The sequence below is a fragment of the Brevundimonas nasdae genome, assembly GCF_016654005.1.
GTDB lineage: Bacteria > Pseudomonadota > Alphaproteobacteria > Caulobacterales > Caulobacteraceae > Brevundimonas > Brevundimonas nasdae.
The window spans coordinates 49,532-71,498 of record NZ_JAEPWN010000008.1; the positions used below are offsets into that span (position 1 = coordinate 49,532).

17 protein-coding genes are annotated in these 21,967 nt (G+C 67.0%); 13 read left to right on the top strand and 4 right to left on the bottom strand.

The annotated features are described in order from the left end of the window. The first annotated feature begins 1 nt into the window (after position 1). The 8 genes from JKF87_RS12570 to JKF87_RS12605 all read left to right on the top strand — a co-directional run bounded on the left by JKF87_RS12570 (position 2) and on the right by JKF87_RS12605 (position 7,222). Positions 2-850, top strand: a complete 849-nt coding sequence (locus JKF87_RS12570; protein WP_201100236.1) for an alpha/beta hydrolase — start codon at positions 2-4, stop codon at positions 848-850. Then, on the top strand, positions 843-1,955 hold the full coding sequence (locus JKF87_RS12575) for a GNAT family N-acetyltransferase (RefSeq protein ID WP_201100237.1): 1,113 nt from the start codon (positions 843-845) through the stop codon (positions 1,953-1,955). The genes JKF87_RS12570 and JKF87_RS12575 overlap by 8 nt, the downstream gene beginning before the upstream one ends. After that, positions 1,952-2,359, top strand: a complete 408-nt coding sequence (locus JKF87_RS12580) for a DMT family transporter (protein ID WP_201100238.1) — start codon at positions 1,952-1,954, stop codon at positions 2,357-2,359. Before JKF87_RS12575 ends, JKF87_RS12580 begins: the two co-directional genes overlap by 4 nt. Beyond that, the gene (locus JKF87_RS12585; protein WP_201100239.1) at positions 2,356-3,486 is read left to right on the top strand and encodes an ABC transporter permease; all 1,131 of its coding nucleotides are present in this window, start codon (positions 2,356-2,358) and stop codon (positions 3,484-3,486) included. Before JKF87_RS12580 ends, JKF87_RS12585 begins: the two co-directional genes overlap by 4 nt. Next, the gene (locus JKF87_RS12590; protein WP_201100240.1) at positions 3,483-4,361 is read left to right on the top strand and encodes an efflux RND transporter periplasmic adaptor subunit; all 879 of its coding nucleotides are present in this window, start codon (positions 3,483-3,485) and stop codon (positions 4,359-4,361) included. Before JKF87_RS12585 ends, JKF87_RS12590 begins: the two co-directional genes overlap by 4 nt. Continuing rightward, complete coding sequence (locus tag JKF87_RS12595) at positions 4,358-5,683, top strand: TolC family protein (RefSeq protein WP_201100241.1); 1,326 nt, start codon at positions 4,358-4,360, stop codon at positions 5,681-5,683. Before JKF87_RS12590 ends, JKF87_RS12595 begins: the two co-directional genes overlap by 4 nt. After that, positions 5,680-6,390 (top strand): ABC transporter ATP-binding protein, encoded by a 711-nt coding sequence (locus JKF87_RS12600; RefSeq protein ID WP_201100242.1) that lies wholly within the window; start codon positions 5,680-5,682, stop codon positions 6,388-6,390. The genes JKF87_RS12595 and JKF87_RS12600 overlap by 4 nt, the downstream gene beginning before the upstream one ends. 70 nt (positions 6,391-6,460) lie before the next feature. Continuing rightward, positions 6,461-7,222, top strand: coding sequence for a class I SAM-dependent methyltransferase (locus JKF87_RS12605; RefSeq protein WP_201100243.1), 762 nt, complete (start codon positions 6,461-6,463; stop codon positions 7,220-7,222). 189 nt (positions 7,223-7,411) lie between these two features. Here the strand turns inward: JKF87_RS12605 and JKF87_RS12610 are convergent, their stop codons facing one another. The 3 genes from JKF87_RS12610 to JKF87_RS12620 are packed head-to-tail and all read right to left on the bottom strand — an operon-like array spanning position 7,412 to position 12,166. Continuing rightward, a complete protein-coding gene (locus JKF87_RS12610) occupies positions 7,412-9,085 on the bottom strand; it encodes an AMP-binding protein (protein ID WP_236261360.1) in 1,674 nt (557 codons plus the stop codon). Positions 9,086-9,117: 32 nt separating this feature from the next. Beyond that, positions 9,118-10,758, bottom strand: a complete 1,641-nt coding sequence (locus tag JKF87_RS12615; protein ID WP_201100244.1) for a tannase/feruloyl esterase family alpha/beta hydrolase — start codon at positions 10,756-10,758, stop codon at positions 9,118-9,120. A 10-nt stretch (positions 10,759-10,768) separates the two neighbouring features. Continuing rightward, the gene (locus JKF87_RS12620; protein ID WP_201100245.1) at positions 10,769-12,166 is read right to left on the bottom strand and encodes an MFS transporter; all 1,398 of its coding nucleotides are present in this window, start codon (positions 12,164-12,166) and stop codon (positions 10,769-10,771) included. 114 nt (positions 12,167-12,280) lie between these two features. Between JKF87_RS12620 and JKF87_RS12625 the strand changes: the two genes are divergently transcribed. Further along, the gene (locus tag JKF87_RS12625; protein ID WP_236261361.1) at positions 12,281-14,215 is read left to right on the top strand and encodes a glycoside hydrolase family 5 protein; all 1,935 of its coding nucleotides are present in this window, start codon (positions 12,281-12,283) and stop codon (positions 14,213-14,215) included. Between the two features lie 41 nt (positions 14,216-14,256). Here JKF87_RS12625 and JKF87_RS12630 read toward each other — a convergent pair whose 3' ends face one another. Beyond that, on the bottom strand, positions 14,257-15,867 hold the full coding sequence (locus JKF87_RS12630; protein WP_201100247.1) for a carboxylesterase/lipase family protein: 1,611 nt from the start codon (positions 15,865-15,867) through the stop codon (positions 14,257-14,259). Positions 15,868-16,053: 186 nt separating this feature from the next. On the opposite strand from JKF87_RS12630, the gene JKF87_RS12635 reads away from it, so the two are divergent. The 4 genes from JKF87_RS12635 to JKF87_RS12650 all read left to right on the top strand — a co-directional run bounded on the left by JKF87_RS12635 (position 16,054) and on the right by JKF87_RS12650 (position 21,956). Next, a complete protein-coding gene (locus JKF87_RS12635) occupies positions 16,054-16,674 on the top strand; it encodes a TetR/AcrR family transcriptional regulator (RefSeq protein ID WP_201100248.1) in 621 nt (206 codons plus the stop codon). A 50-nt stretch (positions 16,675-16,724) separates the two neighbouring features. Then, positions 16,725-17,087 (top strand): hypothetical protein, encoded by a 363-nt coding sequence (locus JKF87_RS12640; RefSeq protein ID WP_201100249.1) that lies wholly within the window; start codon positions 16,725-16,727, stop codon positions 17,085-17,087. A gap of 86 nt (positions 17,088-17,173) precedes the next feature. Beyond that, entirely contained in the window at positions 17,174-20,440 is a 3,267-nt protein-coding gene (locus tag JKF87_RS12645) for a family 78 glycoside hydrolase catalytic domain (protein ID WP_201100250.1), read from the top strand. A gap of 10 nt (positions 20,441-20,450) precedes the next feature. Further along, the gene (locus tag JKF87_RS12650; RefSeq protein ID WP_201100251.1) at positions 20,451-21,956 is read left to right on the top strand and encodes a class I adenylate-forming enzyme family protein; all 1,506 of its coding nucleotides are present in this window, start codon (positions 20,451-20,453) and stop codon (positions 21,954-21,956) included. The last annotated feature ends 11 nt before the right edge of the window (positions 21,957-21,967 follow it).

Sequence of the window (21,967 nt, forward strand, 5' to 3'; positions counted from 1 at the left end):
TATGGGACGCGAGACCGCCATTCAGGACCGCAGCTTTTCCGCCAGCGCCGGGAACGGCAAGGGTGTTCTGTTGCTGCATGGCATGACCGGCGCGCCGGGCGAGATGAAACCTCTGGCCAAGCGGCTGAAGCGTCGCGGTTTTGACTATTCCTGCCCGCAGCTGGCGGGTCACGGCGGCACCGAAAAAGACCTGCTGAAGACCGACTGGCGCGACTGGCTGGACAGCGCCCGCACGGCCTATGAGAAGTTCGCGCGTGAGGTGGACGAGGTCCATGTCGCGGGCATCTGCGCAGGCGGCGCCCTGGGCTTGCTGCTGGCGTCAGAAGTGCCCGAAATCCGCAGCGCGGCTGTCTATTCGATGACGTTCGAATATGATGGCTGGAACATGCCGCGTTGGGCCATGGGCGCGCCGCTGATCCAGCTGGTCGCCAACCTTCCGGGCGTGCGTCACATCCCGATCAACGAGCCGTCGCCGTTCGGTCTGAAGGACGAGCGCCTGCGCGCCATGGCCGCCAACGCCGCCGATGGCCTGATCGACGGGGCCATCGACATCATGCCGCTGGGCGCCCTGTATCAGCTGTATCGGCTGGGCCGTCGGGTCGAGGTGAAGGGACCGTCGATCACCACCCCGACCCTGATCCTGCACGCATCGGAAGATGACATGAGCAGCCCCAAGAACGCCAAGCGGCTGCAGGCCTGCCTCGCGGGCGAGACGGAGCTGCACTATCTGAACGACAGTTTCCACATGATCCACGTCGACCGGGAACGCGATCTGGTCGCCGAGTTGAGCGCGGACTTCTTCGCCCGTCACAGCGCCACCGCCTCGGTGCGCGAGGTGGTGGATGCCTGATGCGCGCATAGTTTCGTCAATCGTCGAGATTGGCCGCGAGGCCTGGGACCGGCTGTTCGTCGGCGAGGTCGAGGCCTACGACTATCTGCTGACGGTCGAGCGCGCGGGTCTGTCAGGTTTCGAATACCGTTATCTGGTGGTCGAGGAGGCGGGACGGGTGCTGGCGGGCGCGCCGATGTTCGTCACCACCTATCCGTTGGACACCACCCTGGCGGCGTCGGGACGCAAGGTCGTCGAGGGCGCGCGCAAGGTGTTTCCGGGCCTGCTGACGCTGCGTCTGGCCTGCCTGGGATCGCCCTGCACGGAAGGCCTGCCGCTGGGTTTCGCCGCCGAGGTGGACCAGACGCAAAAGCCCGTTCTGCTGCGCCTGCTGCTGGACGCCTTCGAGGCCGAGGCTGCGCGGTCGCGGTGCGGGCTGATGGGACTGAAAGACGCATCGGAAGACCAGTATCCATTGTGGGATATGGTGGCGGGGACGCGGGATTATCGCCGGATCGCGGGCCTGCCGGTCGCGCATATGGACATCAGCTTCGACAGCGTCGACGCCTATCTGGCCGGGCGCTCAGCCGCGACCCGCAAGGATATGCGGCGCAAGCTGCGCAACCGCGCCAAGGTGCGGGTTGAGTGGCGCAATGATCTGGACGGGGTTCTGGACCGGGTCATGGAACTGTACCGCCAGACGCTGGCGCGGGCGGACATGACCTTCGAGGACCTGACGCCCGCCTATTTTACAGGCCTGTCCGAGACGATGGGCGATCGGGTGCAGTATGTTCTCTACTGGTCCGGGGAGGAACTGCTGGCGATGAACCTGCTGCTGTCGGGCGATGATGTTCTGGTCGACAAATTCTTCGTCATGGACGGGGAGGGCGGTCGTGCGCTGGACCTGTATTTCCTCAGCTGGTTCGCCAATATCGAACACTGCCTGCAAAACGGCATCGGTCGTTATCATGCGGGCGCAGCCGCCTATGAGGTCAAGCGGCGCCTGGGCAGCACTTTGACCGGCATGGGCCTGTATTTCCGGCACAGAAACCGCGTCCTGAACGGGGCTTTGAACCTGGCCGCGCCCCTGTTTGCGGCGGATCAAGGCGTGAAGGCGGCGGCATGACGATCTGGAGCCGCGAAAACGGAGATGGGCCGATCCCGCGCCGAGTGGCGCTGGTCGCCTTGTGCCTGGGCCTGCCCCTGCTGGGTCTGGGGTATCAGGTGGCGTCTAAGTTCACCGCTATGGCGCTGGACGACAAGCCGTTCGGTCTGGACTGGATCGTCGCGGCGCTGAGCCAGCCATGGGGACCGGCCCTGCTGGTGATCGAGGTGCTGAGCCTGATCGCCTGGATGGTGGTGTTGTCCGAGATCAAGCTGAGTGCGGCCTTCCCGATGCTGGCCCTTGGCTATGTGCTGGTGATGGTGACCGGCTGGCTGGTGTTCCATGAACAACTGCACTGGCTGCAGGCTGTGGGCGGCGTGGCCATCATGGCCGGGGTCTGGATGATCGGGCGGGAGCGAGCGTGAAGTCGCTTGCCCTCAAAAGCCTGATCCACGACTGGCGGCGGTTCTCGCCCGCTGTGGTGGCGGTGGCCTTTTCTGGGCTGCTGGTGCTGCTTCAGGCCGCGCTGATCCTGGGCATCTTCTCTCTGTCCAGCCTGTATGTGACCAAGTCGTCGGCGGATGTCTGGATTGGTTATCCGGGCGTGCAGAGCGTCGATCTGGGCCGCCCAATCAGCGAACAGGCGGAACTGTCGGCCTGGATGCAGCCGGGGGTGAAACAGGTCGAGCCTCTGCTTTGGGGATCGGGCCAGTGGCGCACCGAGACCCAAGGGGCGGTCAACGTCTATATCGTCGGCGTGGCGCTGGATGCGCAGGCGCTGGCATTGGCGGGCACGCTGGGGGCCGAGGAACGCTCGCGTCTGGCGGAGCCGGACACGGTGCTGATCGACGCCGCCGATATGAACAAGCTGGATGTGGCGCCCGGCGACACCGCCGAGATCAATGGACGCCGCGTCCGCATCGTGGGCCTCACCAATGGCCTGCGGGGTCTGGGCGGGGTCAATGTCATCGCCTCCGTGGCCACCACTCGCGCGCTTGATCCCGCAGCGGCGCCCAAGGGTCGCGTGGGCTATGTGCTGGCGCGGTTCGATACGCCCGAGAACGTAGCCGCCGCGACCAAGGCGCTTAACTTGGTCGGCAAGCGCGCCGGGTTCGAGGCCATGCAGGCCGACGCCTTTGCGGACCGCAGCACCCTCTACTGGCTGGCGGAATCGGGGGCGGGCATCGCCTTCATCTTCGGCAGCATCGTCGCCGTCGCCGTCGCCGTCATCATCACCAGCCAGACCCTGACCGCCGCCGTCGTCGGGTCGATCCGCGAATACGCCGCCCTGCGCGCCCTGGGGTTCTCCATGGGATCGCTGCGCGCCATCGTGCTGGAGCAGAGCGCCTGGGTTGGCGTCGCCGGCCTGGCGGCGGCGGGCGTCATGACACTGTTGCTGGCTGCGGTGGCGCGGACCCAAGGCGTCCCCATCGTGCTGTCCCTGCCCATGATGGCGGGCGCAGGCATCCTCATCATCCTGGTGGCCCTGGGATCCGGCGCCTGGGCGCTGCGACGCGTGGGCAAGGCCGATCCCGCGAGCTTGCTGCTATGAAACTGCATCTTCCCCTGCTGGCCTGTGTTCTGGCCGTCGCCGCCTGCAAGGGCGGGGATGCGAACAATATCCCGACCGCCAATGTCGCGCCCCCTGCCGCTGTGGCGCGCGGGGTCATCGACGCCGAGCCGGGTTTGGTGACCCTGGCCGCGCCGTTCGACGGCGTGGTCCGGTCGCTGCGCGTCAAGGAAGGCGATCAGGTTGCGGCGGGCGCGCAGCTGGCCAGTCTGGACGACCGCTTGGCGCGCCTGACCTTGACCGCCGCCAACGCCGAGATCGCCGAGATCGAGGCCCGTGTCGCGGCGGCCAATGCTGCGGCGAACCGCGCCGATGTCGAGGCCGCACGCCTGCGACGTCTGGCCGACGCCGACGCCGGATCGCGCCAGGATGCGGACCGCGCGCGCGACGCGGCTCGACTGGCGCGTGACGAACTGATCACGGCCCAGCGCGCCGCCGACACGGCCCGCGCGCGCCGCCAATTGGACGCCTATGCCGTCGACGCCCGCACCATCACCGCGCCGACGGCGGGGCGGATCGTGCGGCGCTGGGTGTCGGAAGGCGCGTCGGTCACGGCGGGAACGCCGTTGTTCATGCTGGAGCCTGCGGGCGCCCGCGTCGTCCGCGCCGAGGTGGATGAAGAGTTCGCCGACAAGCTGAAGCCCGGCATGACGGCGACGGTCAGTCTGGAATCCGACACATCGCGCACCTTCCAGGCGCGGCTGGTCCGTATTTCCGAGATGTTCGGGCCGAGCCAGATCGTCGGCGACCCGACCGCGCCATCGGATACGCGCAGCATCAGCGTGATCCTGCAGCCGACGGGTGAACAACCCAATCTGCGTCTGGGCCAGCGCGTTCTGGTGCGGATCGCACCGTGAAGCGGCCGTTGACCACCACAGTCGTCGCAGCGGCCCTGATCGGACTGGGCGCCTGCGCGACCCCCGTGCCGAAGGAGCGGCCCTCGGCCCTGCGCCTGACGCCGCCACAGGAGGCGGTGTGGACCGAGGACTTCGGTGATCCCATCCTGCGCGACCTGCTGGCGCGGGCGGACCTGGGCAATCTGGACGTGAAGGCGGCGCTGGCCCGTGCGGAACAGGCCCAGGCTGCCGTGGCCCTGACCCGATCCACGCGCACGCCGCGCATCGAGGTCGGCGTGGCTGGGGCCGCAGGCGGCACGTCGTTGCGGCGCACCCGTCATGCCGCCTCGCCGACGTTGGAAGCCGCTTATGAGGCCGACCTGTGGGGACGCATCCGCCAGATGCGCACGGCTGTCGATGCCGACGCCGCAGCAGCAGCCGCCGACACTATCGAGGCGCGGCGACTGATCGCCGCCCAGACCGTCACCGCCTATGTCGCCTTCCGGGCGGCCCAGCAGGCCGAGGCTTCTGCCCAGCGCGCCGTCGCCGCCGCCGCCCGGCGCGTGGACCTGATGCGTGTGCGGACCCAGAACGGCGCGGCGTCGAACGGCGAGGTGCTGAAGGCCGAGGTCGTGCGCGCCGAGGCCGAGGCCGTGGGCCGCGAAGCCCGCACCGAGGTGATCGCCCAGACTCTGCTGCTTGAGGCCCTGCTGGGCGGCGTGCGGGGTCTGGAGCTGGCGTCTGCCGATCTGCCGCGCCTGCCTGCGGACGCGGACGGCCTGTCGTCCGATGCTGTGGATCACAGACCCGAGGTTCAGGCGGCCTTGCTGCGCCTTCATGCGGCGGATGCACGACGTGCCGCCGCCGTGGCTGCGGAACGGCCTCAGTTTCAGATCATCGCCGCCCTTGGCGCGCCCGATCCCGCCATCGCCACCCTGCTGGACGTCAAGACCCTGGCCTGGGCTCTGGCGGGCACGGTGACCCAGGCCGTGGTGGACGGGGGCGCCGCAGACGCACGCATCGCCGCCGCCTCGTCCGAAGCGGATCAGGCCGAGATCGCCTGGCGCAAGGCCGTGGTCGACGGCTGGACCGAGATGCAACTGGCCGTGCGGCGTGAGGCGGACGCCGCCGCCGCCGTCAGTCAGGCGAGCCTAGTCGACCGCACCGCGCGCACCGCCCTGCAGGCCGCCGAACGCCGCCACCGCGAGGGCGTGATCGACGGCGTGGCCATGGCCGACGCCGCGCTGGCGGTCGAGACGGCGCAACGCGCGCTGACACAGGCGCAGGCGCAGGCCTTGGCCGCCCGCGTCCAGAGCCGTCTGGCGACAGGGACCGGCGGATGAGGAACGAGCCGCTTCTGAACGCGCGCGGCGTGGGCAAGTCCTATGCGACGGGCGGCGGGCGGGTGGTGGCTCTGCACCCCACCGATTTCGCCGTCGAGCGGGGCGAGTTCGTCATGGTGTCCGGTCCGTCCGGCTCGGGGAAATCGACGCTACTGGCCATCATCTCTGGCCTGCTGACGCCGGACGCGGGGCAGATTGAGGTGCTGGGTCGGGACATCACCGCCATGGGCAAGGCCGAGGCGGACGCTCTGCGGCTGGAGTCTTTCGGCTTCATCTTTCAGGGTTTCCACCTGCTGCCAGCCCTGACGGCGATGGAGCAGGTCAGCATCGTTCTGCGACGCCAGGGTCTGAAAAGCCGCCTGGCTGACACCCGTTCCGCACTGGCGCTGGAGGCGGTGGGCCTGGGACATCGGTTGAAGAACCGCCCTGACTCGCTGTCGGGCGGCGAACGTCAGCGAGTCGCCATCGCCCGCGCCCTCGCCAAGCGTCCGCAACTGATCTTCGCCGATGAACCGACCTCGGCGCTGGATTCGACCAATGGCCGTCAGGTCGCGGAAATGCTGCGCGCCACGGCGTTGGAGGACGGGGTCGGCGTGATCTGCGTCAGCCACGATCCCCGTCTGGAAGTCTATGCCGACCGGGTGGTGCGGATGGAGGACGGACGCATCACTGATCCGGGCGTGCGCAAGGAAGCCTATTCCGGCTGAGGACGCTCGACTGCGAACAAACGGCTCGTCGGGGTGTTCTGATTTCAGAATGGCGACGGAGGGTGAGCGAATGAGCGTCCATGACAGTGCGACCAAGGGCTATGCCGTAGGCGCGGAAACCTATGCGCGCGGGCGGCCCGGCTATCCGCCAGAGGCGTCTGAATGGCTGCGCGACGTGGTCGGACTGGCGCCGGGCAGGCGGGTGCTGGATGTGGGATCGGGGACGGGCAAGTTCCTGCCGCTGCTGCGGGCCAGCGGCGCCGATCTGATTGCGCTGGAGCCGGTCGCGGCGATGCGGCGGCAACTGTCGCAGGCCAATCCCGATGTTGAGGTTCTGGCCGGGGCGGCAGACAGCATCCCCTTGCCGAACGCCTCGGTCGATGCGGTGGTCTGCGCCCAGGCCTTCCACTGGTTCGCGACCAAGGAGGCGCTGGCGGAAGTGCGACGGGTCTTGAAGCCGGGCGGGGTGCTGGGCCTGATCTGGAATGTGCGCGACGAGACTGTGCCGTGGGTCGCGGCCCTGTCGGACATCACCGACGCCCTGAACGCCGACACGCCCCGTTACCGCACAGGCGAATGGCGCAGGGCCTTTCCTGCGGAGGGCTTGCGTGAGCTGGGCGAGCGTCATGCGGTCAACAGCCATGTCGGGCCGGCGGATCAAGTCGTGGTCGCCCGCACCCTGTCGGTCAGCTTCATCGCCGCCCTGCCGCAGGACCGGCAGCAGAAGGCGGAACAACAGGTCCGCGACCTGATCGCCTGCACGCCCGAGCTCCAGACGCCCGAGGTCGCCTTCTCCTATCGCACGGTGATGATCGCCTTCGCCAAGACCTAGGCCAATCGATATTCAGTCGGTCGAAATCTTAAATCGTCATTCCGGGGCTGAGCGAAGCGAAGAGCCCGGAACCCAGGGCTGCGCCGCCATTGCTGGCCGTATTCGGCGCCGGATTGCGAGCCTCCTGGGTTCCGGGTTCGTCCTGCGGACGCCCCGGAATGACGGTTTGGAACTGAATGTCGATCGAACCTAGACGGCGGAGGCGTTCAGTTCCTCGATCATCATGTCGCGCATGACGAACTTCTGGATCTTGCCGGTGACGGTCAGGGGGAATTCGGAGACGAAGCGGACATAGTGGGGCAGCTTCTGGTGGGCGATCTCGCCCCGGCAGAAGGCCAGAAGCTCTTCGTGCTCCATCGTCTCGCCATCGACCAGCCGCACCCAGGCGCAGACCTGCTCGCCGTAGCGGTCGTCCGGCACGCCGAAGACCTGGACGTCCTGGATCTTGGGGTGGCGGTACAGGTATTCCTCAATCTCGCGCGGATAGAGGTTTTCGCCGCCGCGAATGATCATGTCCTTCAACCGTCCGACGATCTGGCAGTAGCCTTCGTCGTCGAAGGTGGCCAGGTCGCCGCTGTGCATCCACCCGTCGGCGTCGATGGAGGCGGCGGTCTGCTCCGGGTCGTTCCAATAGCCGATCATGACCGAATAGCCGCGCGTGCAAAGCTCTCCCGGCTGGCCGTAGGGCAGGACGGCGCCGTCCGCATCGACGATCTTGCATTCGACGTGCGGGTGGATGCGGCCAACGGTGGATACGCGGCGCTCCAGCGGATCATCGCCGCCGCTCTGGAAGCTGAGGGGGCTGGTCTCGGTCATTCCGTAGCCGATGGTGATGTCGCGCATGTGCATCCGCTCGATGACCTTCTTCATCACTTCGATCGGGCAGGGTGAGCCGGCCATGATGCCGGTGCGCAGTCGGGTCAGGTCGAACTCGGCGAAGCGGGGATGCTCCAGCGCGGCGATGAACATGGTCGGCACGCCGTACAGGGCGGTGCAGCGTTCGGATGCAGCGGCTTCCAGCGTCGCCAGGGCGTCGAAACCTTCACCGGGGAAGATCATGGCCGAGCCATGCGAGACGGCGGCCATGACGCTGAGCACCATGCCGAAGCAGTGATACAGCGGCACCGGCGTGCAGATCCGGTCGTCGGGCGTGATGGCCATGGCCACGCCGGCCAGATAGCCGTTGTTAAGGATGTTGTGGTGGCTGAGGGTCACGCCCTTGGGCCGTCCGGTGGTGCCGCTGGTGAACTGGATGTTGATCGGGTCGTGGCAGGTCAGGACCCCCTCGACCGCCTTCAGATCGTCGAGGCCCGTGGTGCGGCCCAGCGTCTCGATGGCGTCAAAACCGACAGCGCCTGCCAGCGTCGGCGTCTCCATGTGGATGACCAGCTTCAGGTCGGGCAGACGACGCGCATTCAGACCCAGCGGCGCAGGCGCGTCCAGCTCCGGGGCCAGGGCGCGGATCAGGGCAGGATAGTCGCTGGTCTTGAACGGCGGCGACAGGATCAGGGCGCGGCACCCCACCTTCTTCAACGCATAGTCCAGCTCGTCCAGACGATAGGCCGGGTTGATGGTGGTCAGGATCAGCCCCGCCTTGGCGGCGGCGAACTGGGTGATGATCCATTCGACGCGGTTCAGCGACCAGATGCCGATGCGGTCGCCGGGACGCAGGCCGGACGCCAGCAGGCCAGAGGCGAAATCCTCGGCCCGTCGGTGCAGTTCGCGCCACGTCAGTCGGACATTCTGCGCCGTGCAGACGACGGCCTCATGGTCACCCCAGTTCAGGGCCGCACGACTGAGCGCGGCCCCGATGGTGTGGGTCAGAAGAGGGGGCTGGGCGGAGCCCCGAACGTGACTTTCCATGTTCAACTCCATCTGGCTCCCAGCCCCTGTTTTCAGCTTTTGGTCGTCGCCGGCGGCGGGACGACGCATTCGAAGTTCGCCTCGTCATTGGTGGCGCCTTCGCCCTTCCACCGCGCCACGGCGGGATAGGCGCACAGCGGCCGGGTGCTGAGGGCGGGGCCCGTCGGCATGTTCAGGAAGACGGCCAGATCGTTGGCGTATTTGCTGGCGACGATGCGATCCGGCGCCGGGCCGCCTTCGACCCAGGCGTCGAGCGCGCCCAGAATGTCGAACGAGTTGGGGCCGGGGCCGCCGAAGCAGTGGCCCATGGCCGGGACCATGAACAGGCGGGCGAACTCGTCCGTCTCGGCCGCGCCCATGGTTTCACGCACATTGTCGAAGTAGCGGATGGTACCCTCGGCGGGCAGGGCCGCGTCGTTCCAGCCGTGATACATCAAGAGCTTGCCGCCCGAGGCCTTGAAGGCGTTCATATCCGGATTGTCGGAATCGGTGACGTCCGCCATCCGCGCGCGCACGGTGTCGAAGTCCTTGTCGAAGTCGAACTGGCTGAGCTGCCAGTCAGCCTGATCGAAGACGAAGTTGGCGAAGAAGGAACGGGCGAAGTCGGGATGCTGGGCTGTGTCACTGGTGATCCACAGATCCCAGCCCGAACGCTGGGCCTCGCCGCCGGGCGCAAAGCCTGGATAGAGAGAGCCGCCGGTCACGCCGCGACGCGGGCCGCCGTAAAGGCCCTTGAGCCCCGTCAGTTGTTCCGGGCTGAGGCAGCCTTCGCTGGCGTCATTGCTGCACAGGACCGTGGCTGGATCGAAGTGGCAGATGCGCGGATCTTCGATCACGCCATCCTTGATGCCGTCCAGTTCATCGCAGGCGGCGATGGCGGCGGCTTGGATGCGCGCCAGGTTCGGGGCTTTCAGCTGGCTGGCGGGATTCTCGTGCACCATCTTCCAGGACCAGGCGAAGGTGGTCATCAGATGGGTCCAGGCGGCGCCCGGCGCACCCGCGATGATGCCGTCGAAATCGTCGGGATAGCGTTGCGCCTCCATTAAGGCCTCACGCCCGCCGTCCGAACAGCCTTGGAAATAGGAGCGGACCGGCGCACGCCCGTAATAGGCCGCGATCACGGCCTTGGCGGCGACGGCGGTGACGTGGTTGGCGCGGTGGCCGAAGTCGATGATCTTCTCAGGCTGGTTCAACGCCCAGGAGGCGTCCTTGCCGTCCGCGCCCGGTTCAGTGTGGCCCATGTCGGTGCCGGCGACCGCGTATCCGCGCGTGACATTGGCGCGCATGGCCAGACGGGGCGGACCCAGAGAGCCGCCGAAACCGGCGTTGCCCGTGGCGGCGAACTTGCCGTTCCAGTTTCCGGCGACCGGCAGCCACAGCTCGGAGCGGATTTCCGAACCCGCGACCGGCGTCAGGGTCACCGACACGCGGCAATAGGCGGTCTCAGCGGGGAGGGACGGAATGCCGAAGGCCTCCATCGGCTGGCGGTCGCCGACCTTCATCGCCACAGCATCCGTGATCCGGGTATGCGGCAGGCGCAGGTTCTTCAGCGCGCCGCAGGCGGGATCAGCGGCGTCGGGCGAGACTGAAGCGGCGGTTTGGGCGTTCGCCGCGCAGGCGGCGGCGAGGACCGCGACGGCGGACGCCGCGGCCAGGCTGGTTCTCAGCATCATTGTCGGACTCTCAGGCTTGGTGAGAAGGTGGGATGTCGTTCGTCGCGCGGGCGGCGATCTCTTCGACCATCTGCGCATGGGCGCGTCGGTTGATCGGGTAGAAGAAGATCAGGCTGGCGGCGATCAGGGTGCCGATCAGCGGCGGCCAGAACATCAGGGTCTTGATGTCGGCCAGGGTCTGGGCGCTCTGCACGATGTTGGGCACATAGCCGATATGGGTCAGGGCCACGCCCAGAACGCCTGCGCCCAGGCCCAGGGCGACCTTCTGGCCCAGGACGGTCAGGCCGAAGACCAGGGATTCGGTGCGCACGCCGCTGCGCCATTCACCGTATTCGACCGTGTCGGGCAGCATGGACCAGAAGCAGACCACATAGGCGGCGGCGCCGATGGCCTGCAGCACCAGGGCGGAGAACAGCATGGGCACCGACTGGCCGTCGATCAGGTGCCAGAAGACCAGACCGGCGACGGTGGGCACGGCGCCGACCAGCCAGGTGTTGCGCTTTCCAATCAGCCGCAGGGCCACCGCCCACAGCGGCGTGGTCAGGACGATGGTCAGGGCCATGATGCCCAGACCGGCGCTGCCCAGGCTGGCGTCGCCAACGACATATTTGAAATAATACAGCAGGTTCTTTGAGAACATTGTGGTCGAGAATGAGCTGATCACAATGGCCCCCAGCAGCAGGTGCAGGGCGCGGTTGGAGGCCAGGCTGCGCATGGCCTCGGTGAACGGACGGCGCGGGGCAGGCGCACCGTGGGCTGTGTCCAGACCACGGCTGCCCCAGACGGTCATCAACAGGCACAGGGTCGCGATCGCGCCATAGACGGCGCCAAGGATGACCCAGCCGGTCCGGCTTTCCGCCCCGCCGCCCAGCGCAGTGGCCAGGGGCAGGGTCAGGGCGGCGACGATGATGGCGGCCAGGGCGCCGCAGACCATGCGGAAGCCGGTCAGGTCGCCGCGTTGGGCGCTGTCGGTCGTGACGCGGGCAAACAGCGAGGCATAGGGAATGGCGACCACGGCATACAGGCTGCGGAAGGCCAGTTGGCTGATCAGGGCGAAGGCGACGGCGCCGAACGCCTGGGCCGTGGGGCCGACAAACAGCACCACGAAGGCCGGGGCCAGCAGCGGACCGCCGAACATCAGATAGGGGCGGTAACGACCCCAGCGGCTGCGCGTGCGGTCGGCGATCAGGCCGACGACCGGGTCCATCGCCGCGTCCCAGATCAGGGCGATCATATAGATGAGACCGGCGGTCTGGGCGGGCAGGCCGATGACGTCGGTATAGAAGAACAGCAGATAGAGCTGCGTCATCTGCCAATACAGATTGCAGCCGAAATCACCGACGCCGATCGCCAGCTTGCGCGCCGCCGAAATCCGCACGGGCGCCGTCACTGGGATATTCCCCAACATGCCATCCCTCTCCAAGCCCTAGGTTTTTTGGCTGGACTTGCGCCCAGTCGTATTCTTATTGTCCAACTGTATAACGAGTTTTTCGTGAGGTCGATAGGGCGAATGCAGCAACTGATGTTTGACATCGATGGACCCCGGTTTGTCGATGCCCAGGGGCGGCACGCCATCCTGCGCGGGGTCAATCTGGGCGGTGATACGAAGCTGCCGTTCGGTCATGACGGGCGGAACCCGCCGCGCGATTTTGCGGACCACCGCGACGTCAGCTTTGTGGGGCGTCCTTTCCCGCTGGACCAGGCCGACGAGCATCTGTCGCGGATCAAGAGCTGGGGCTTCAACGTCCTGCGCCTGCTGACCACCTGGGAGGCGGTCGAGCACGCGGGTCAGGGCCAGTATGACGAGGCCTATCTGGATTATCTGACCGCCGTCTGCACCAAGGCCAACGACTATGGATTGGCGGTCTTCATCGACTTCCACCAGGACGTCTGGAGCCGGATGAGCGGCGGCGACGGGGCACCCGGCTGGGTGTTCGAGGCGGTGGGGCTGAACCTGGCGGCCTTTGACGCCGCCGACGCGGTTCATGTGATGCAGCAGCGGTATGACTATGCGTCCAGCGAGCATCGTCAGGAAGACCGCTATCCGATGATGAGCTGGCCGCGGAATTATCAGATGCCGGTCAACGGCGTGATGTGGACCGCCTTCTTCGCCGGGGCGACCCTGACGCCGGACTGGATCGTCGATGGGCGCAATGTGCAGGACTTCCTGCAGGAGACCTATCTGGGCGCCATGCGCGCGGTGGCGGAACGCCTGAGGGATCTGCCGAACGTGCTGGGCTTCGACAGCCTGAATGAACCGGCGCTGGGCTGGGTCGGGCAGAAGGTGTCGGAACGCCGCGACGGGCCGGACGCCAGCAACGCGACGCCGATCTGGTCGGGGCCGCTGTGGACGCCGCTGGATTGTCTGAAGGCGGCGCGGGGCCTGCCTGTGCGCCTGCCGGTCATGAAACGCACCGGCATTGGCAAGCCTGAGGTGGTCGGCGAGACCGACCTGAACCCCAACGGCGTCTCGATCTGGCTGAACGATGGGCCTGACCCGTTCGAGGTTGCCGGCGCATGGTCGTTGGTCGACGGCGTGGCGACCGTGGGAGACGAAGACTTCTTCCGCATCCGCGACGGTCGGGCCATCGACCACGAGCACGACTTCATGGCCCCGTTCTTTGCGCGGGTCGCGGCCTCGATCCGCAGCGTGCGCGCCGACTGGCTGCTGTTCGGTGAGATGTGTCCCTATCTGATGATCCAGGGCAAGACCTTCCCCCAGCCCATGCCGGAACGCACCGTCAACGCCAGCCACTGGTACGATGTCGAGATTCTGGGAACCAAGCGTTACGATTCGGATACGCCAGGCAACGACCGCAGCCAGCGTTACGCCTTCCAACTGGGCTTCATCCGCGCCATGGGATTGGCGATGCGAGAGGGCGGGGCGCCGACCCTGATCGGCGAGTTCGGCATCCCCTACGACATGAACGACGGCGAGGCGTTCGAACGCTGGGCCGAGGGCGATCATGGTGCCGATGTCTGGCGCGCCCATTCGCAGGCACTGGGCACCATGTATGACACGATGGACCAGCTTCTGCTGTCCTCGACCCAGTGGAACTATTCGGCGACCAACGCCAATGACCTGCGGATCGGCGACGGCTGGAACCAGGAGGACCTGTCCATCTATTCGCCCGACCAGACGACGTCAGAGAATGATCCGGCGTCTGGTAGTCGCGCGCTGGAGGGCTTTTCTCGCCCCTATGTCCAGCGCGGGCAGGGCGTGATCGCATCGATGGCGTTCGACGCGAAGTCGCTGCGTCTGACGGCGGTGATCGAGGTGGATGAGGCGGTCACGGGGGCGACGGAGATCTTCGTGCCGAACTGGCGCTATCCCGACGGCGTCGCCGTGGCCCTGTCGGGCGTTCCGGCGGACTGGATCCATGACACGGTTTCGCAGATCGTGCGGGTCAAGGCGTCGGGCGCGGGAACCCTGAAGATCGAACTGACGGCCGGATAGGCGGAATGGAAAGGGGGGCTGCGAGGCTCCCCTTTTGTGCGTCAGCGTGGCGCGGCGTTCAGCGAATCCCGCAGTCGGCCCAGCGCATCCAGACGCTGCGTATTCGGAACCGGTCCCACGGTGACGCCGTCGTTGCCGATCAGCAGGGCGCGGTCGGTCCGGGCGTCATAGCGGGGCCAGGCGGGGTGGTTGGCGGCGTCGGGGCGGCCGTCACGGGCGAAGGCGACCCAGTAGTCGGCCAGGGCGGCGGCGGTGCGGTTGTCCGCTTCGCTGAAACTGCCCTTCATGCGGTTCAGATTGTCGAAGCTGAACGGAACATCGGTGGCGTGGCCCGCGCCCGCCGTGTCGCGTCGCTTTTCTTCCGGCACATAGCCGAAGCTGTAGAGCCAGACCGGGCGGTTCCTGGCCGCATCCAGCGCCGCCAGCCGTCGCGCGGGCTCTGCGAACGTCAGTTCCGACGGCATGTAGGTGTTCAGGGTGGAGCGGTCGCCATAGAGCGGCGTCAGGCTGTCGCGCGGAATATTCATGTCGGCGATGGTGCGGTCGGCGACCATGCCGCGGAACAGGGCGGGCACGACGCCCAGCTCCAGATCGGTCGCGCCGATGATCATGGGCACATCGGCCTGCGCGCCACGCGTGAAGGCGCTCAGGACCTGGGTGGTGACCAGTTTTCCGTCGATGATCGGGCCGGAGAAGGTGTCCTTTTCCGGGGTCAGCAGGTCCAGGCGGCCCTTGATGCGGTCCACCGGGATGGCGCGCAGATCGGCGGCCGAGGCGTTTCTGAGGTTCTGGGCGGCGGCGAAGGCCACGCCGACGCTTTCGCCCGAGCGCGCATCGCCGGCCGCCTTCAGGTCGGGCCACTGGTCACGACCGCCGCCTGACTGGACGATGGCGCGATGGAACAGGCCGTGCGCCTGCTGGATGTTCATCAGCTGAAGGACAGATCCGCCGCCCGCCGACTGGCCCATGATGGTCACGCGCGACGGGTCGCCGCCCAAGACCGCGATATTGTCATGCACCCATTTCAGTGCCGCGACCTGATCCATCAGGCCGTAGTTGCCGGTCGGGGCGGCGCCCGCTTCTGCGGTCAGGGCGGGGTGGGCGAAGAAGCCGAAACGGCCCAGGCGATAGTTGAAGGTGACCACGACCGCGCCGCGCTCGGCCAGCCTGGCGCCGTCGAAGATCGGCTGGCTGCCCGAGCCCATGATGAAGCCCCCGCCGTGAATCCAGACGATGACCGGAGCCGGGCCGCCCGTGCGATGCTTGGGCGTCCAGACGTTCAGGCTCAGGCAGTCTTCGCTGGTCGGCAGACGGCTTTGCGTGTCGTCCCATGCCGGGCGCGGCTGGATGCAGTCGTCGCCATAGGTGCTGGCGTCGCGCACCTCGCTCCAGTGCGGTGCGGCCTGGGGGGCGCGCCAGCGCAGGTCGCCGACCGGCGGGGCGGCATAGGGGATGTTCTTGAACGACAGCACCGCGCCTTCGTCCACGCCCTTGACCGGGCCCTGGGCGATGCGGGTCTCGATCGAGACGCCCGGGGTGGGGACTGCGGCGATCGGTCCCTGGGCGCAGGCACCGAGCGCCATCAGGGTCACGCCCAGACAGGCCGCTGTCCAGGCGGTGCGGGATTTCAGGCGGCGGCGTGTCTGGACCATCTGTGGCTTCTCCCCGATCAGCGCGGCGGATCACAGTCCGGCGTCTTGGCCTGATCGCTTGCACAATACGCTATGCAGATGCATAACGAATGTCGAGTGGCCTTTGCAGGTTGCGTTTCGGTAGACTCCAGAATCGGCGTTCCACGAGATCGTCGTTCGGATGTATGTTGTTTCAGGTGAACGGTTTTGACCAAGGTCAACCTCAGGGTCCAGCAACGCGAGGCGACGCAGGCCAGCCTGCTTCAGGCGGCGCTGGAAGTGTTTTCCGAAAAGGGGTTCGACGGCGCCTCCACGCGTGAGATCGCAGCCCTGGCCGGGGCGCACAACGCCCTGATCAAATATCACTTCTCCAGCAAGGACGCGCTGTGGCGCGCCGCCGTGGCCTTCCTGTTCGAGCGTCAGGCCAAGGAGCTGGCCATGCCGCGTCATGACGACCCGGTTCATGCCGACTTCCGGGCCTATGCCCGCGCGGTGATCCGCGCCGTGGTCCTGTATTACGCCAAACACCCCGAGCACGCCCGCCTGATGGTTCAGGAGAGCATGCGCGACAACGATCGCCTGAACTGGGCCGCCGACACCTTCATCGTCGACATCAGCCGCGTCTCGGGCAAATTCATCGAAATGTGCAAGCGCGAGGGCATCCTGCCCGACGTGTCGACGCCCGCCCTGGTCTATATCTTCGTCGGCGCGGCCCAGACCTTCTACGCGCTGGCTCCCGAAGTCCGACGCGTCTGGAACATCGATCCTGCCGATCCCGACGTCATCGAGGCGCACGCTGAGGCGCTTGTGAAAGTGCTGGTCCGCTAGTCACGGACACCGGCCAAACCCAGACAGAACACGCTCAAAGGAAACGACCAATGATCCGCTCTCTTGCCATCGCCGCCGCTCTGGCCCTGACCGCAGTCGCCGCTCCGGCCATGGCGCAGACGCCTGCGCCCGCCGCCGCGCAACCCGCCCCCAAGTTCACCGTCGACACGACGATGGCCGAGATCAGCGCCGATCCGCAGGCCAAGGTGGTGCTGGGCGACTTCTTCGAGAAGCGCCGCATCGCCGCCGGCGCCCCGGCCATGACGCCGGAAGAATCCGCTGGTCTGGCTGAAATGATCGGCGGCCTGTCGCCCCGTCAGCTGGCCGAGTTCCCGCAGGCCAATCTGGACGACGCCGCTCTGGCTGAACTGGACGCCCTGCTGCGCGCTGTTCCGGCGCACGCCAACCACTGAGACGACCCTGCGGCCGGGCGGCTGTTCGCCCGGTCGTGACCATTACGCGTAACTGACCGCGAAAGCGGCCAACGGGAGAGCCCGCCATGTCGATGCTCAAGCTAGCCGTGGCGGGTTTCGCCTGCCTGACTGTCGCCGCAGGCGCTGCGCGCGCCGATGATGTTGAGGCGACGGATCGTCCCTCGGCCCTGGTCGTCAACGGCGCGCCCAGTCCGCTGGGCATCGACACCCTGAACCCGCGCCTGTCGTGGCGTCCGCCCGCCGCCCGCGCGCAGAGCGCCTATCAGCTGCGCGTCGGCGTGTCCGAGCAGGCCCTGATGGCCGGGCAGGTGATCTGGGACACCGGTCGCGTCCGTTCAGCCACCGATGCGGCCGTCATCTACCAGGGGCCCGTTCTGTCTTCGCGCGACCGCCGGGTCTGGCAGGTTCGCACCTGGGACGGACGTGGCCGCGCCTCGCCCTGGAGCAATGTCGCGTCGTGGGAGATGGGGCTGCTGAACCCGTCCGACTGGACCGCGACCTGGATCTCGCGCAACGCCGCCGCGCCCACGGGGTGGTCGGATGCCACGATCACCGTCGATTTCACGCTTAAGGGCCGTCAGTTCGACGTGCTGTTCCGCGCCTCGCCTGAGGGCAAGACCTATGGCGAGGCCTATGTCTGGCGCATCGGCGAGGACGAGGGGCGGGCGGTTCTGAACGCCCAGGTGCGCCGCTATCCGGGCGGGACGCGGGCGGTGGTCAATCAGACATCTCTGAAGAAGGTCGACCTGGGCATGACGGCGGACGCCCTGCGGCAGGGCCGTCACAGCCTGAGCATCGAGGCCGTCGGCGACCGGATAGTCACCCGCCTGGATGGACGCGTGATCGACGAGATGCATGACGACGCCCAGACGCGCGGCACGGTGGGCTTCCTGTCCGCCGCGCCAGACGCCGCCGTCGTGCACCGCCTGTCTGTGGTTCCCACCGAGGGCGCGCCGTTCGAAACCACCTTCGCCAATGGCGAGAACCCGTTCACGGGCGGCAGCCTGGGCGCAGATGGCCTGATCATCGCCTCGGGCGTGCCGACCAAGGATATCGTGCTGCCTCTCTCGAACCCGGCGCCCCTGTTGAGGCGGGCGTTCACGGTGGGGCAGGGCCAGATTGCCTCGGCGCGTCTCTATGTGGCGGCAGGCGGCTGGGCCGATCTGACGCTGAACGGCGGGGTTCTGTCCGAACTGCCGATGGCGCCGGGCTGGACCGACTACGGCAAGCGCGTCCTCTATCAGACCTATGACGTCACCAGTCTGTTGGGCGCAGGCGAGAATGTGCTGGCCGCCGAACTTGGCCGCGCCTGGTACGGGGTGACCGAGCCGAACGAGTGGTATTTCCACAAGGCCCCGTGGCACGCCGAGCCGTCCCTACGGGCCCAGCTTGAAATTACCTATGCTGACGGCGGTCGTGAGGTGGTCACGACCGATCGCAACTGGACGACCGCCGACGGTCCCACCCTTCATGACTCCATCTATGCGGGCGAACGCTATGACGCGCGGCGTGAGCCGATCGGCTGGCGCTCGGCGCGTTTCACCGGACAGGGCTGGACGCCTGCGCTGGAGGCGGCGGCGCCTGCGGGCAAACTGGTCGCCGCCGCTGCTGATCCGATCCGCCCTATCGAGCAGGTCCAGCCCGTCGCGCGGGTCGAGGTTCGGCCCGGCGTCTGGGTGTTCGACTTCGGCCGCATCCTGACGGGGCGTCCGCAACTGAAGATGACGGGGCCGGCGGGCCGCACCGTCACCCTGGTCCTGACGGAAAAGAAGGCCGAGGATGGGTCGGCTCAGGTCGCCAGCGGCCTGATCGACGCCCAGCTTCAGACCTATCACTACACATTCGCGGGGACCGGCGTTGAGCATTGGGCGCCGCGCTTCAGCTATGCGGGTTTCCGCTATGTGCAGGTCGAGGGTCTTGGATCGGCGCCGGGCGAAGACTTTGTCACAGCCGAGATCATCCATTCCGACGTCGAGCGCATCGGCGCCTTCGAGAGCGGCAATGAACTGATCAACCGCATCCAGCAGGCGTCGCAGAACGCCCTGCTGAACAATATGCACGGCCTGATGAGCGACACGCCCAGCCTGGAGAAGAACGGCTGGACCGGCGATGGCCAGGCCTCGGCCTCCGCCGCCAGCATCAACTTCGGCATGGCGCGGGTCTGGACGAAGTGGCTGGCTGACTTCCGCGACGCCCAGGCGGCCAGCGGTGAGTTGCCGGAGATCGTGCCGTCCACGCCCTATTACGGTTTCGACCAGACGCCGGGCTGGTCCTACATCTGGGGGCCGACACCGTCGTGGGATGCGGCCATGTTCGTCATCTCCGACGACATGCTGCGCCATTATGGCGACGAGCGGATCATCGCCGACATGTATGCGAGCCAGAAACGTCTGGTGGACTACACCTCGACCTTCATCACCGCACCCGACTTCACCTATTCCAGAGGGTTGGGCGACTATGCGGGCAAGGGGCCCTTCGGGCCGGTCGATGCGACGGCCTCGGCCTATTATTTCTACATGGTTTCGACGCTGGGGCGGAACGCCGCGACCCTGGGCAAAACCGAGGACGCCGCTCGCTATCAGGCGTTGGCCGCGCAGGTTCGCGAGGCCTATAACCGCAAATACTGGGACGCGGAGACGCATCGCTATGTGACACGCGCGGTCGAGAACGGGCCGACCCCGCCGTTCAGCCAGACCCAGAACATCCTGCCGCTGGCCTTCGGCATCGTGCCCGACGGTGAGCAGCAGCACGTCGCCGACGCCGTCGCCGCCGACCTGGAAGCCAATGATTATACCCTGACCATGGGCGTCTATCCGATGCGGTATGGCCTGACCCTGCTGACGGACTACGGCCACGCCGACACCGTGTACAAGGTGGCGACCAAGACGACCCAGCCCAGCTGGGGCTTCTGGCTGGCCAATGACATCAACTCGATGCTGGAAGGCTGGGGCCTGAACTCCCGCTCGTGGAACCACCACTATTTCGCGCTGGTCAGTGACTGGTTCTACGAGGGTCTGGCAGGCATTCGGGCGGGTTCGCCTGGCTTTGCCGACGTGGTCATCCGTCCGGCCCTGCCCACCGGACTGGATCACGCCTCGGGCCGGGTGGTGACGCCGCGCGGTGAGGTGCGCTCGGCCTGGCGCAGGGAAGGGGAGACGGCTGTTCTGGATGTGGTGATTCCCGGCGCGACCCACGCAGAGGTCTGGCTGCCCAATGGCGGCGAGCGGCTGAAACGCACGCCACGCGGCGCGCGCTACCTCAGAAACGAGAATGGACATGCCGTCTATGCGGCGGCCCCTGGTGCAGCTACATTCATCTTCATGCAAAGATGAGTGAAACGATTTGACCCAGACTGTCTCTTCCCTTTCCGAAGCCATCGCCCAGCACGCGCGTGACGGCGGTGACCGCCCCGCCCTGATCCAGGGTGATGTGATCCTGACCTATGCGGGGCTCGACGCCCTGATGAACCGGGTCGTCGCCGCCCTCCAACGCGACGGCCTGTCGGTCGGCGACCGCGTGGCCCTGTTGGGCGAGCCGAGTGTCGAATACGCCGCCGCCTTTGTATCGGTGGTTCGTGCGGGCATGACGCCGGTGCCGCTCGCGCCCAGCGTGACGGACGAGACGTTGAAGGCGATGCTGGTCGACGCCAATCCGCGTCTGGTCTTTTCGGACGCCAGCCAGTCGGCGCGTCTGGACGGGTTCGAGATCGTGACCCTGGACGGTTCGGCGGGCGGCAGGGCCTGGCTAGACTGGCTGGCCCCCGAAGGCGCGGCGCCGGTGGTGGAGCCGATTGATCCGGCGACCGCCTTCAACATCATCTATTCGTCCGGCACGACGGGGGTGCCCAAGGGCATCATCCATTCGCACCGGATGCGCGAAGGCCAGATGGGCGCCTTGTCCGCCCTGTTCAGCGGCGAAGTCGTCACTCTGCTGACGACGCCGCTCTATTCCAACACGACGCTGGTGACCCTGCTGCCGACGCTGCGGGCAGGCGGCGCGGTCGTGGTGATGCGCAAGTTCGACACCAAATCGTTCCTGGAGCTGTCGCAGAAGCACGCCATCACCCACACCATGCTGGTGCCGGTTCAGTACCAGCGCCTGATGGCGGAACCCGCGTTTGACGACTTCGACCTGTCGTCGTTCCAGCTCAAGCTCTGCACCAGCGCGCCCTTCTCGGTGGAGTTGAAATCCGAGGTGCTACGCCGCTGGCCGGGTGGTCTGCTGGAGATCTTCGGCATGACCGAAGGCGGCGGCATCTGCTTCCTGCCCGCCCATCTGTTCCCCGAGAAACTGCACACGGTCGGCATGCCCGCGCCGGGGTCGGACATCCGCATCATCAACGACGACGGCGTTGAACAGCCGGTCGGCGAGACGGGCGAGATCGTCAGCCATTCGGCCCAGATGATGATCGGCTACAACAACCGTCCGGAGGCCACAGAGGCGGGACGCTGGACGGATCCTGAAGGCCGCGCTTTCATCCGCACCGGCGACCTGGGCCGGTTTGACGCCGAGGGCTTCCTGCAGATCGTCGGGCGCAAAAAGGACATGATTATTTCGGGCGGATTCAACATCTACCCGATCGATCTTGAGGTTCAGATTGACGCCCACCCCGAGGTGCTTGAGGCCGCCGTCATCGGCGTGCCGGACGCCAAATGGGGCGAGACGCCGGTGGCCTATGTCGTGCGCCAGCCGGGCGCGACCATCGAGGCGGAGGCCCTGCGCGTCTGGGCCAATGAGCGGCTGGGTTCCTTGCAGCGGGTGTCGGCGATCACCTTCGTCGACGAACTGCCGCGCAATGGTCTGGGCAAGGTCTTGAAGACCGCCCTGGCCGAGATGGCCGCAGCTTAAGAACCAACGGG

Bases quoted from the DNA above. Each gene is read 5' to 3' on its own strand.
- JKF87_RS12570 (WP_201100236.1), top strand. From the start codon at position 2: ATGGGACGCGAGACCGCCATTCAGGACCGCAGCTTTTCCGCCAGCGCC.
- JKF87_RS12575 (WP_201100237.1), top strand. From the start codon at position 843: ATGCCTGATGCGCGCATAGTTTCGTCAATCGTCGAGATTGGCCGCGAG.
- JKF87_RS12580 (WP_201100238.1), top strand. From the start codon at position 1,952: ATGACGATCTGGAGCCGCGAAAACGGAGATGGGCCGATCCCGCGCCGA.
- JKF87_RS12590 (WP_201100240.1), top strand. From the start codon at position 3,483: ATGAAACTGCATCTTCCCCTGCTGGCCTGTGTTCTGGCCGTCGCCGCC.
- JKF87_RS12600 (WP_201100242.1), top strand. From the start codon at position 5,680: ATGAGGAACGAGCCGCTTCTGAACGCGCGCGGCGTGGGCAAGTCCTAT.
- JKF87_RS12605 (WP_201100243.1), top strand. From the start codon at position 6,461: ATGAGCGTCCATGACAGTGCGACCAAGGGCTATGCCGTAGGCGCGGAA.
- JKF87_RS12610 (WP_236261360.1), bottom strand. From the start codon at position 9,085: ATGGAAAGTCACGTTCGGGGCTCCGCCCAGCCCCCTCTTCTGACCCAC.
- JKF87_RS12615 (WP_201100244.1), bottom strand. From the start codon at position 10,758: ATGATGCTGAGAACCAGCCTGGCCGCGGCGTCCGCCGTCGCGGTCCTC.
- JKF87_RS12620 (WP_201100245.1), bottom strand. From the start codon at position 12,166: ATGTTGGGGAATATCCCAGTGACGGCGCCCGTGCGGATTTCGGCGGCG.
- JKF87_RS12625 (WP_236261361.1), top strand. From the start codon at position 12,281: ATGTTTGACATCGATGGACCCCGGTTTGTCGATGCCCAGGGGCGGCAC.
- JKF87_RS12630 (WP_201100247.1), bottom strand. From the start codon at position 15,867: ATGGTCCAGACACGCCGCCGCCTGAAATCCCGCACCGCCTGGACAGCG.
- JKF87_RS12640 (WP_201100249.1), top strand. From the start codon at position 16,725: ATGATCCGCTCTCTTGCCATCGCCGCCGCTCTGGCCCTGACCGCAGTC.
- JKF87_RS12645 (WP_201100250.1), top strand. From the start codon at position 17,174: ATGTCGATGCTCAAGCTAGCCGTGGCGGGTTTCGCCTGCCTGACTGTC.